General features: G+C 36.3%; 9 protein-coding genes. 7 read left to right on the forward strand and 2 right to left on the reverse strand.

Going from position 1 to position 12,546, the window contains the following annotated elements:
- The first annotated feature begins 121 nt into the window (after positions 1-121).
- Both BAMA_RS08010 and BAMA_RS08015 read left to right on the forward strand, forming a co-directional pair.
- Positions 122-997: a D-alanyl-D-alanine carboxypeptidase family protein gene (locus tag BAMA_RS08010; protein WP_034638082.1), complete on the forward strand. Its 876-nt coding sequence runs from the start codon at positions 122-124 to the stop codon at positions 995-997.
- A 302-nt stretch (positions 998-1,299) separates the two neighbouring features.
- Positions 1,300-1,872, forward strand: a complete 573-nt coding sequence (locus tag BAMA_RS08015) for a hypothetical protein (protein ID WP_034638090.1) — start codon at positions 1,300-1,302, stop codon at positions 1,870-1,872.
- 442 nt (positions 1,873-2,314) lie between these two features.
- Here BAMA_RS08015 and BAMA_RS08020 read toward each other — a convergent pair whose 3' ends face one another.
- A complete protein-coding gene (locus tag BAMA_RS08020) occupies positions 2,315-3,001 on the reverse strand; it encodes a helix-turn-helix domain-containing protein (protein WP_034638092.1) in 687 nt (228 codons plus the stop codon).
- 190 nt (positions 3,002-3,191) lie between these two features.
- On the opposite strand from BAMA_RS08020, the gene BAMA_RS08025 reads away from it, so the two are divergent.
- From BAMA_RS08025 to BAMA_RS08040, 4 genes are all read left to right on the forward strand, one after another.
- Positions 3,192-4,727 carry an aldehyde dehydrogenase family protein gene (locus BAMA_RS08025; RefSeq protein WP_034638094.1) on the forward strand — a complete coding sequence of 512 codons (1,536 nt, stop codon included), beginning with the start codon at positions 3,192-3,194 and terminating at the stop codon, positions 4,725-4,727.
- A 36-nt stretch (positions 4,728-4,763) separates the two neighbouring features.
- A complete protein-coding gene (locus BAMA_RS08030) occupies positions 4,764-5,987 on the forward strand; it encodes an iron-containing alcohol dehydrogenase (RefSeq protein WP_034638095.1) in 1,224 nt (407 codons plus the stop codon).
- Positions 5,988-6,004: 17 nt separating this feature from the next.
- Positions 6,005-7,696: a hypothetical protein gene (locus tag BAMA_RS08035; RefSeq protein WP_034638097.1), complete on the forward strand. Its 1,692-nt coding sequence runs from the start codon at positions 6,005-6,007 to the stop codon at positions 7,694-7,696.
- A 278-nt stretch (positions 7,697-7,974) separates the two neighbouring features.
- Positions 7,975-9,393: an SH3 domain-containing protein gene (locus tag BAMA_RS08040; protein WP_051758894.1), complete on the forward strand. Its 1,419-nt coding sequence runs from the start codon at positions 7,975-7,977 to the stop codon at positions 9,391-9,393.
- Positions 9,394-9,626: 233 nt separating this feature from the next.
- Here BAMA_RS08040 and BAMA_RS08045 read toward each other — a convergent pair whose 3' ends face one another.
- Positions 9,627-10,946, reverse strand: a complete 1,320-nt coding sequence (locus BAMA_RS08045) for a Na+/H+ antiporter family protein (RefSeq protein ID WP_034638099.1) — start codon at positions 10,944-10,946, stop codon at positions 9,627-9,629.
- 753 nt (positions 10,947-11,699) lie between these two features.
- Between BAMA_RS08045 and BAMA_RS08050 the strand changes: the two genes are divergently transcribed.
- Positions 11,700-12,380 (forward strand): prolipoprotein diacylglyceryl transferase family protein, encoded by a 681-nt coding sequence (locus tag BAMA_RS08050; RefSeq protein ID WP_034638102.1) that lies wholly within the window; start codon positions 11,700-11,702, stop codon positions 12,378-12,380.
- Positions 12,381-12,546 lie beyond the last annotated feature (166 nt).

Genomic DNA, 12,546 nt, shown 5'->3' on the forward strand with positions numbered 1-12,546 from the left:
GGGTTCTTTTTTATTTTTTTAAAGTCTTTATAAATCTTTAGAAAGTCTTTAACTTTTCTTTCCTCTCTATTAAATATTGTGTTCTACACTAACCTTACATAAACAAATGGGGGTTAGAAAAATGAATTTTTTAAAGAGGCCGATTTATCTTTCTTTGTTGGTTTTTGCAATCGGTATGTTGCTATTTTACGTTCAGATTTATATGAAAGAGCCTACTATTGAAGCAGAGTCTGCTGTTTTAATAGATATGAAATCTGGGGAAGTTGTATATAAAAAAAATGAAAATATGCCTCTTGCTCCTGCAAGTATGTCAAAATTGATGACAGAGTACATTGTGTTAGAGAAGATTGAACAAGGAATGTTGGACTGGGAAGATTACGTTACAGTGAGTGAACATGCTGCAAATAGTGAAGGAGTAAAAATTGATGTAAAAGCTGGTGATCGTTTAACGGTTGAAGAGTTAGTTCATGCGATGGTAATATCGTCAGCAAATAATGCGGCTATTACATTGGCTGAGCATATAGCTGGTAGTGAAAGGGATTTTACAAGGCTGATGAATGAGGAAGCGGAGCGCTTACAGTTATCACAGCATACACGCTTTGTGAATGCAACAGGACTTGAAAATGAAAGAGGAGAAGAGTCAAAAATGACCGCTTTAGATGTAGCTAAATTAGCGAAATATTTATTAAACAATTATCCAGCTGTAGTAAATATAACAAAATTAACTTCATATGAATTGAAGTCTCATCATGGAATATTAACTACAACAAATAAAATGCTGTATCCAGCTAATAGAAAGCTATATTTTGAAGGTGTTGACGGACTAAAAACCGGATTTACAGATGAAGCAGGATATTGTTTTGCAGGGACGGCGATGCAAGGGGATAAAAGAATGATTTCGGTTGTAATGGGAACTAGTGATGGAGATAAACGATTTCGAGAAAGTAAGAAACTATTTTCTTATGGGTTTCGTAAATTTTATATTCCTTTTCTCTAGTTTATCTTGTTGTTTACTACGGGGATGGTATTTATAGTTTGAAAGTTAATAGAGGAGATTTTTAACTTATAAGAGGGCGTTGGTATATATATCCAACATGACCATTTCACACAAAAGTAGCTGCGACGTATATAAGAATGACAAACGTACTCATTTCATCCATTTGTTGTAACATAGCGCGCGGTAGGAAAAGGCCCTGACCGCTACTGCACATGGAGGAACCTACTCTTCTACCGAAAAAGAAGAGTGTTTGTTCGTTTTTTAACTTGTATTTATATAGATAACAAGGGGGATATAGATTTATGAAAACAAAAGATGTTTTGCTATGGATAAGCTTTTATAGTTATTTTGTGTTATATATATTCATCAGTTTAGTGCTTGCATATACTGTAGATAGTTTTCACGTTTTGCCGAGCATTCCAAGTATCATCTTCATTTTATCACCATTTTTCTTTTTAACATTTATAGCAGGGATTGTATACAAGTTTACTAGGATAGATGATAGAAAAGATAGGAAAAGAAAGTTGCTCGGTTTTGTGAAAATTGGAATTGCTCCACTTCTTATTTTGTTTATTATTCTTGGTATAAATGAAAAGAATTCAAAGTTCGACGTAGAGCGATGGGCGAAGGATGAAGATAAACGTGTTTTGATGATTGATAATTTGTTAGAGGAACATCAGCTAGTAGGAAAAACGCGAAATGAAATTGTTGAACTGTTAGGAAAAGGTGAGATTCCAGAGGTGAGTACTCATAATGAAGTACGGTACTACCTTGGTACATCATTACATAGCTTTTTTCCAATTGACATCGAAACGCTTCTTATTTCGTTTGATGAAAATGATAAAGTAGTAAAATATGATATACAAGTAGGTTAGTGTGTGAACATCTTTTTTCACCTAAAAAATTGCCTTGTTCTTTATAACAGTAAGTGGTTAAATCAATAACAGATGGAAGAGGTTTTTGTAGTAATCGTTCATCTACTTTTAGTTATTTTATTTAAGCTGTTATTTGTGGATTGTAAGACTTCAATCTAAAACTTGAGAAAAAGCGAAGAAGTTTAAATGGAAGATTAACAACTCGTAAAGGCCCGAGTGGTTTCACTAATACTGAACTGCACCCCAATGGTTAGACAAAAATTAACTATTGAGGTGTTTCTTTATATATAAAAATGTAAGTAGCTTTAAATGAAAATACTTGATGGATGTGCAAATGAATTTAAAACTTCTTTTTGGTATTATAGATGAAAATGTCGGTGAAATCGTACCAAATATCGATAAAGGAAATCAAAATGTTAGAGAGTTTATATTTTCAAGTTGTCTACTGTATAAGCCCCTGTCTCAAAGCTTCAGCAACTGCCTGTGTTCTGTTACATACGTTCAATTTTTTTACGGCTGAAGTTACGTAATCTCGTACTGTAAACTCACTAATTTCTAACAAGTTAGATATTTCTTTATTAGAATATCCATATGCTGATTGCTGAAGAACTTCGGTTTCTCTTTTACTTAAGGATATGAACTGTTTAGGGAGCATCGTTGAATAAAGAAGTTTTCCAGAAAGTAAAAAATAAGATTCTATTGATTGGACCATCTGATGATTGCAAGGGTGAGAGTTTTCGTATTGATCAAGAACAATAAATCCGCCAATGGTATTGGCATAACGTAAGGGGACAATTAAATAAGTACATAAATTGAATTGTTCAATATATCTTATTGGGGTTTGGCTTTTTTTTGCATTTATTATGTACACGGTTTTCTCTTTAATAGCAGCCTCTAAAAAATATGGTAAGTTTCTTATATCATCTCTTAAATGATGGGATGGAAATGTATCTTTTTCTTTTGTGAGAAAAAGTTCTGTAATAAAATTGATAGGGGAAAAAGTAAGGATAGTTACTCTAGAGAATGGGAAAAAATATTGTGCTCCTTCTAAAATTTTTTTCGTTATTTCATTACGATCAGAGATGTCTTGCAAATTTGTAAGATATCTTTTTATTTGTTGATCAAGCATCGATTCCCCTCCTTTTTTGATGAATCCCTACTTTTATAGGGATAGTAAGGTTAATTTATCTTAGGTAAAATTCAGAATATAATAAGTTTGACTTTTATGAAAATAATTCTTAGAAGAGTGCTATTTACAATTCTATATTTAAGATATTGTAAATTCAAGCTTTAGATGAAAAATAGAGGAGGGATTTTAGGTGTCAGTCGATGTAAAAATGAAAGCGTTTCCTTTGTTTATTAATGGCAAGTGGGTTGAATCAGTTAGTGGAGAAATATTTGAAGTCTTTAATCCCGCTACTGGTGAAATGGTAGCTAAAGTGGCAAAAGGTACAAAAGAAGATGTCGAGTTGGCTGTAGCAGCGGCTAGTAAAGCTTTTGAACTTTCGGCCTGGCGTGAGATGAATCCGAAAGCAAGGTCTAAGATGATGTTTGACATTAGCCAAAAGATTTCTGAGCATGCTGGGGAGTTAGCTTACTTAGAATCTATTAGCTCCGGTGCAACAATCCGCCGATTGAAAAGTATAGATATTTTAACAGTTGCGGATCTGTTTCAAACGATTGGTAAGTTTATTCTCGATTATCCATATTCGGAAACATTACCAGTGCCTCCATTACCTGGACCTGCTCATAATTTTATATGGAGGGAGCCGATTGGCGTTTGTGCTGCTATTACCCCATGGAATATGCCGCTATTACTTGCTAGTTTCAAAATTGCTCCGGCATTAGCGATGGGGAATACGATTGTGATAAAACCAGCTAGTTATACGCCACTTTCTACATTAAAATTGGCAGAAATTATTTCTGAGGTCGTTCCTCCTGGTGTAATTAATGTCGTACCTGGTCCTGGGAGTGAAGTAGGAGAAACACTTGCTAAGCATCCAAAGGTTCACAAAATTGCTTTTACAGGATCAACAGAAGTGGGCCGAAAAGTGATGCAAATGGCAGCAGGAACGATTAAAAATACAACTTTGGAGTTAGGTGGAAAATCACCAAATATTTTACTAGAAGATGCAGACCTTGATATTGCTTTACCAGGAAGTTTACTAGGTGTGTTCCTCCATTCTGGTCAATTATGCGAATCAGGTACGAGGCTTTTTGTACCCGATCGAATTTATGATGAGGTAGTAGAAGGACTTGTAGAATGGACAAGGACAATTAAAATCGGAAATCCTTTAGATGAATCTACCGATATTGGCCCAGTTATATCGAAACAACAAAAAGAAACGATTCTTTCTTATATTGAAGAAGGATTATCGGAAGGTGCAAAACTGATTTGTGGTGGAAAAGAGGTAGTTGTACCTGGATGCGAAGATGGACACTTTATTGAACCAGCTATTTTTACTAACGTAACGAATGATATGAAAATTGCACAAGAAGAAATATTCGGCCCGGTATTATGTGTAATCCGATACTCTAATTTGGATGAAGCGATTCAAATGGCGAATGATACGATTTATGGATTAGCTGCAGGAGTTTGGACGAAAGATGTGAACAAAGCTTACCAAGTTGCTCGAAAGCTAAGAGCAGGTACGGTTTGGATTAATGATTGGCATCTACTTCGTACTGATGCACCATTTGGTGGATATAAACAAAGTGGACTCGGACGTGAGTTAGGTAAGCATTCATTGGATGCTTATACCGAAATTAAGCATGTTCATACGTCGCTTGTCACGGATTTAGAGAAAAGAGCTACGAACGGGATTTTATTTTCTAATTCAAATGTAAATCAATAATGGTATTTTATAAAAAAATGATATGAGGTGAGTCATATGGCAACTACTTATTCTCCCTATATGATGCGTACGGTGGTTCATAGCGGTTCTGGAAGTAGAGTAATGATTCCGGATTTATTTCGGGGATTAGGAGGAAAAAGGGTAATTTTATTTAGTGATCGTGGCTTGCAACAAGCCGGTGTTGTTGATCAAGTAGCAGAAATTTTCAGCTTAACTACCCATGGAGTTGGGCCAGAGTTAGCTGGTATTTATTTAGATATTAGCCCTGATCCAGATATGGAATGTGTAAATGATGCCATCCGGTATGCCCGTGAAAAAGGTGCTGACGGTTTGTTAGCTGTGGGTGGTGGAAGTGTACAGGATGTCGTAAAAGCTGTGAAATATGCACTGCATAAAGGAATATCAGATATTGAAGAAGCGATTCCAACTGGAGTTGTCATTATGAATTGGCCAGAGGCAAACTATATTCCTATCCCGCATATTGCAGTACCAACTACTGCAGGGACAGGAGCGGAGGTTTCGCCTGGAACTGTAATCTCGAACAAAAAATTGAATGTGAAATCTGGGATGCTGAATCCTTTCATCACGGCAGATATGGCTGTTCTTGATCCGGACTTGACTGTGGGATTACCGCCAATGATGACTGCAGCTACTGGGTTTGATGCTTTAACCCATGCAATTGAGGCTCTAGTTTCTCCAAATGCAACTGCATTTACGGACTCTTATGCGATCCATGCTATCCGATTAATTGACGAAAATTTACCGCTCGTTGTGGAAAACGGTAAGAACATTGAAGCGAGAATGCTTATGTTACAAGCGAGTACGATGGCAATTATGGCGTTTATCTATGCGCCGCTCATTTGGCCTGTTCATAACTTCGCTCATGCTTATGGTACCTTGTACAATATTCCTCATGGCGTAGCAAACGGAGTATTACTTCCTGTTGTAATGGAAAGGTTACCGGGCTTATATGAAGCAAACGCGCACAAATTAGCCGACGCGTTACGAATTGATACGAATGGAAATGAACCACCACAACTACTGAAAGGGATAGTAAATAAAATAAAAGCACTGCAAGAAAAAGTTGGATTGCAGAATAATTTCACACAATATAATGCAAGAGAAAGTGATTTGGAACAAGTGATTCAAGCTGTAGCTACGGATCCACTCAGTGTTGCATACCCGATTCCTGTAGAGATTATTACGGCTGTCGGAAAACAAGTTATTGAAACGGTTGTACAAGCTCCTCATCGTTATTAGGGTAAAGGGGGCGTAATATGATGAAAATGAAACTATTTCTTTTATTTAGTAGTTTGCTATTGGTGTCATCGACTGTTACCTATCCAGCAAAGGCGGAAGCGAATACGAAAGAAACTACTAAGGATATGAAACAGAAAAAGGAGAAAAGTCCGTTAAGTGATATTGATGTACCGAATAGGCCTCCGAAAAATCCTTTTTTAGTAGATGGGTCATCAGGGCTTACACATTTGGATTCTGCCCAAACGGATTCAACTGTAATTCCAGGCCCTTCTGGAAAGAAGAAAATCTCTAAAAAACAGATTCAACGCATGCCAGGTGGTTTAATTAATATTAGTTATGTAAGTGGGCCAGTGTATCCTACAGGAGAACAAGTGATTTGGCTAGCAAACAATAACCGGATTGCAAAGGTTTTGATTGATGATGATCAGTTTAAACCCATTTCGGAGTTTAAAATTCCAGGTCAGGCGTATTTATCACGGAAAGATGCTAATAAGGTAACGAATAAAATGGATAGTTTCAAAAGTGAGAAAGATTTATTACATTACATTAACAAGGAATTCCCTAAATATGGAGAGAATGTTGCTGCGCGTTCCGGGGTGTATCCAGTAATGGACTACGAGGGGAACTTTTATACGGTTGTAAATGAGAGCATTATGGTTTTTGGTGACAAAAACCCACATGATCCATTCTCAGAAATTGAATTAAGACGACAGTATACATTGCCGAAGGAGATTTTGAGTCCAAACGCAAAATTGCCTGACGCGATATTAGGGCTAAATATTACTTATGACGGTCAACTGGTATTTGCAACATTAGGTGGTGTAGTGGGAGTAATAGACCGTTATTTCCAAGAAGAACCGCAGTACATTAAGTTAGATGGGGAAACAATCTCAAATTCCTTTTCTCTTGATGAAAAAGGTGGTATTTATGTAGTATCTAGTAAACACATGAATAAGTTTGTTTGGGATGGAGAGAAGTTAAGTAATAATCCAGAAGATGGAGCTTGGAAATCGGAGTACAACGTGGAAGAGGGAGCAGCTGGTGGTATAAAACTTGACATAGGATCAGGGTCTACTCCTACTTTAATGGGATTTGGTGATGATGAAGATAAACTTGTTGTCATTACGGATGGCTCTAAAGCGATGAACATTGTTGCGTTTTGGCGCGACGAAATTCCGGAAAACTTTCAGCAGCAACCTGGAACGAAATCTAACCGTATTGCTGGGCAAATGAAAGTCAATTTTGGACAAAAAAATGTAGAGGAAGCACAGTCGGAGCAATCAGTAGCAGTACTAGGATATGGTGCCTTTGTAGTCAACAATACTCTTCCTGATAAGCTCCAAACAAAGATTGAAAACGTTATTGTTTCCGGTGTAACACGCCAAGGACCAAAAGGAGTCGAAAAATTCGAATGGGATTCGAAGAAAAATGAGTGGAAAAGTAAATGGGCGGATCCAAATATGAGCGCCCCGTCGGTCATCCCTCTTATAAGTGCGGGAAGTAACCAAGCTTATTTCAATCGTTATGTTGATGGGGCCTGGGAAATCACTGGACTGGATTGGGATACAGGTAAAGTGAAAACGCGCTTAATCTTAGGAGACAGTCAAGCATATAACGGGGCTTATTCTTTAATTCAGCTTCTACCCAATGGTGATATTGTTTACGGAGGTTTAACGGGATATTTGAAAATCAATACAAATAAAAAATGAAAAAGCTAGTATGTAAAAGATGGTTTTGGTACTATGCCGGAGCCATCTTTTCTATCTTTCTTTCAAAGAAGACGATAGTGTTGAAAAACTGATGCGCGATTTGTGTATCAGTTTTTTGTTTTATAACGAATCCGAATGAAAAGAAACTATTCTCTTCCTTTAAATATCTAAAAATAAAAGAAGAGTATCACATAAATAGAAAAATATTTAGTATAAAAAATAATTTAATTTGTATATAATTATAAATAAATATACTTACAAGAGGGTGTTTTATACTTATGAAAAAATATCTTGCCGGTCTTGCAGCAGTATCTGTAGCTGGTGCAGTATCTCCATTATTGGATAACGCCCAAGCAGCTCCGCAAGCTAGCGGAGCGTACAAAGTAACTGCCGACGCACTAAACGTCCGCACAGGTCCTAGTACTTCTCATGCCGTCACATTTCGTGTGTACGAAGGACAAATATTACAAGTCGTTGGTGAAGAGAATGGTTGGTTAAAAATTAACCACAAAGGAAAAACTGGCTACGTAAATAGTGAATTTGTTGAAAATAGTGGCTCTTCTACACCTGGAAGTAATCAAGCTGTTCAAGCAGCGAGTGGAAATTATACAGTTAATGCCTCTTCCCTTCGCGTTCGTACAGGCCCTAACACTTCTCATGCGATTTTAGGATCCCTCCGGAAAGGAGAAGTTGTACAGGTCACTGGTGAGGAACAAAATTGGTTTAAGATTAACTATGGAGGAAAGACGGGTTATATTAGTAAAGATTACATTACAAAAGGTGGATCGAATGCAAACACGAATTCAAATTCGAGTGGACAACAAAATAGTAATGTTACTGTTCAAACAGGCGGTACATACGTTGTAGATACAACTTCTTTACGTGTTCGTACAGGCCCTGCTAGTTCCCATAGTGTACTTGGTAGTGTGTTAAAGGGACAGACGTTGCAAGTGAATGGTGCCGAAAGTGGTTGGTTCAAAATTAATCTCAATGGGAAAACCGGTTATGTGAGTAGTGAGTATGTAAAATTTGTTTCAGGTGGCACAACCACTCAGCCTGAAACAAGTAATCCATCAAAAGCAGTTGGCGACTACCACGTTAACATAAACGCGTTAAATGTAAGAAGTGGTGCTGGAACAAATTATGGCGTAATCGGTGCGCTATCAAAAGGAGTAAAAGTGACAGTTCTATCTGAACAAAATGGATGGAGCAAAATTAATTACAACGGAAAAACTGGTTATATATCAAGTCAATATTTATCAAAGACACCAGTTTCAGGTGAATCTGATACGGGTAATCATACAAGTGCCTTTATTAAGCCATCTGCAGGAAGTTACACTTCTGAATTTGGGATGCGTGGTGGGAAAATGCATTATGGAATAGATATTGCCGCTTCAGGAACAGTAGCAGTTGTTGCTGCTACAAGTGGAGAAGTCACTCGTTCTTATTATTCAAGTAGTTATGGGAATGTTGTATTTGTTACTCATAATATAGATGGAGAGACGTATACAACTGTATATGCGCATTTAAGAAGCCGTTCTGTTTCTGTTGGACAAAAAGTAAAGCAAGGGCAACAAGTTGGAGTTATGGGGAATACTGGACAATCTTCGGGGCAACATTTACATTTTGAACTTCATAAAGGTGAATGGAATGTTCAAAAAAGTAATGCTGTAAATCCAAAATTATATATTAGGTGAAAATCTTCTATTTAAATAGTGATAGTTATTAGATTGAGATATTTTAAAATAACATTGTAAATATTTAATGTTTGAGTTTAGAACAAAAGAGACTGGCTTCTTTTAAGTCAGTCTCTTTTGTTCTATATTTACTTCGTTTCACTAAAGTTTTTTTGTATTTTAATATAAAAATTGAAATGTGTTTTCTTTGCATCTCACAAATGAACTAGATAGTATACTCTTTTTTATGTTGCTTATAAAACAAGGGCAGCAATAAATCCAAAAATAAGAAGCGGAATGTTGTAGTGTAAAAATGTTGGTACACAAGTATCCCATATGTGTTGGTGCTGTCCATCTGCACCAAGTCCTGAAGTTGGACCAAGTGTACTATCAGAAGCAGGTGACCCTGCATCGCCAAGTGCACCAGCTGTGCCGATAATTGCAATTGTTGCCATCGGACTAAAACCAAGTTGGATACAAAGTGGGACAAAGATTGTCGTTAAAATTGGAATGGTAGAAAATGATGATCCAATTCCCATCGTAACGAGTAAACCGATGACAAGCATAAGAAACGCAGCTAGTGGCTTACTGTTTCCTATTAAACTTGCACTTGTCTCAACAAGCGATTCGACATGTCCTGTTTCACGGAGAACGGCACCAAACCCAGCAGCAGAAATCATAACAAATCCAATAAATGACATCATGCGCATTCCGCTCGTTAAAATTACGTCTGCTTCGTTAAGAGGTAGACTACCGCTTAACGATAAGACAATAATTCCAGCGAGAGCACCAAAAATCATTGACTCTGTTGCAAGTTGTACACTAAGTGTTGCAACGATTGCTAGCAACCCAAATGCAATACTTTTCTTTGTGTAAGGAATCGTTTCGTCCTCAGTTTTTTCTACATTTAACTCGTTGTATTTTCGTGGTTTACGATATGTGATAAAAATAGCAATACATAGGCCTAATATCATTCCAAGCGCTGGAATCGTCATTGCTTTTGGGATGAGTGAAACATCAAAAGTTAAGCCGCTTTGTGCAGCATTTGATTGAAGAATATCGTGATAAATTTTACCAAACCCTGCTGGAATCCACATATAAGGTGTGATAAGACCAAATGTAATGATACATGCAACGAGACGTCGGTCAATTTGTAATTCGTTTAATACTTTTAAAAGTGCTGGAATGAGTATAGGAATAAAGGCAATATGCACAGGAATGACATTTTGTGAAAAAACAGCCATTGTAAGGATAATTAACAAAATAAGTACTTTTGAGTATGCTTTCTTTTTCGAATCTCCTTCGTTTTCAATCCAACGTAGTGCAGTGTGGATCATAGCATCAGGAAGTCCTGTTTTAGAAAGGGAAATCGCAAATCCACCAAGCATGGCGTAGCTTAAGGCAATAGGAGCACTATCTCCTAGACCTTCAGTGAAAGTAGAGATTGTCTCTGTAATTCCAAGTCCTCCAATTAATCCTCCAGTTAAAGCGCCGACGATAATAGCAACAATAACTTGTACACGTAATAAACTAAGAAGTAGCATCACTGCTACAGCGATGAGTACAGCGTTCATAATAAATATTCCCTCTCTTGTTTTTGATTTTTTGCTTGTTATCTTTTGTTACTAGCGGTTTGTAAATAAAAAAAGAGCCATGTAGATAAAAAATACCTACATGGCTCTTACTATGCCTAGCGTAGGTACAATGGGAATAACCCTTGTACCTACGCGTGATTTTTCCGCTAGGTTTCAAGGGTTTACGTATGATGATGATGTTTTTGTACAAATGTGACTACAGTTGTATAAATAAACATAATTCTTTGCTCCCTTTCTCCTACAATGATTTTCAGTTAGTATACTATAAGTTTTTTTGAATGAAAAGGAAAATATAAAAAAATTATGGGAGTTAGAATTATCGAATAGTTAATTTTTACTCACTATATAAAATAAAGGATTGCAATAATAAATTATATTTGACCTTTCTTTTATTGTGCACTACAATTCGTAGTGTGAAATGAAGAAAGTTATGTTTTCGAAAACTTGTAAGTTATGTGGGGAAGACTTGAACCTTTTTTGAACTGCTTGACGTAAAAGCTAAAGGAAGAAGAATTTGATGTAATTGTATTTCGTAAAGAGTTTTCAGAGCTTCATAGATTTAAGTTTTGTTAATTTGTATATAGAGATGATATTTGGATTAAATTATAAAGTTGCCCCGTAGTAACATCATACTTTTTATATAAATAGGGCATTATTATTGGTCGGGTAATTGGTAAATTATCATCAGGGGAATTAGAAAAAATGAAGAAATTGATGGAGGGTTGATTGAATATGGGAACGTGGATGGTTAATTTACAGATGATATCTCCAGTGATAGGTAGTTTACTTGGGCTTATCATTGTTAAGCAGAAGATGAAAAAACATCGTATTCCACATGAGAAAGTGCTCGATATGTTAACGAATGTAATATTAATTATAATGATTACATGGAAATTTGCACCGGCCGTTATAAATCCGAACTGGGTGATTCAGTCACCTAAAGCTATACTTTTAACTGGTGGTAGCATAATACATGTTGTTATTGGATGTACATTAGCAAGTGGATACATACTATTGAAAACGAGAAGGAATCGCTTTGTACTTCGTATTTTACTAGACTTACTTCCTTTTGAAATTGGTATTATACTAATTACTTATTCCTTTGTTAATCCAGTATATGGATTTCAAACAGAGTTGCCGTGGGGAACATACGTATACGGTTCGGAATTTACATATCACCCAATTCACTTATATGAGATTATCATTGTCATATTTCTACTAATCTGGTTATGGATACGGAAAATTAAGCTAGGTAGTGGAATTTATATGAGTTATTTTCTTATTGGAGCAGGAATTACTCGTATTATGCTCTCCTTCCTTACTGAGCAAAATTCATTTCTATTTGGTTTATCAGTAGAGCAATGGATTGGCTTTATATTAATAAGCATCGGTATTATACTTCCGAAGAAATAATGATAAAGGAAGGTGTTGTTCTGATTTTCTGTTAAGTATACTTGTTAGATGGTGGATTCGTTTCTAGTGTTATTTTTAATGTTTGTTTGGGCCCAAACCTAGCTAGTTATTTTTAGGTTTCATACCACGTCGCTCAAAGAAATCATCATATAACTCTAAACTGTTG

The sequence above is a fragment of the Bacillus manliponensis genome (assembly GCF_000712595.1).
GTDB lineage: Bacteria > Bacillota > Bacilli > Bacillales > Bacillaceae_G > Bacillus_A > Bacillus_A manliponensis.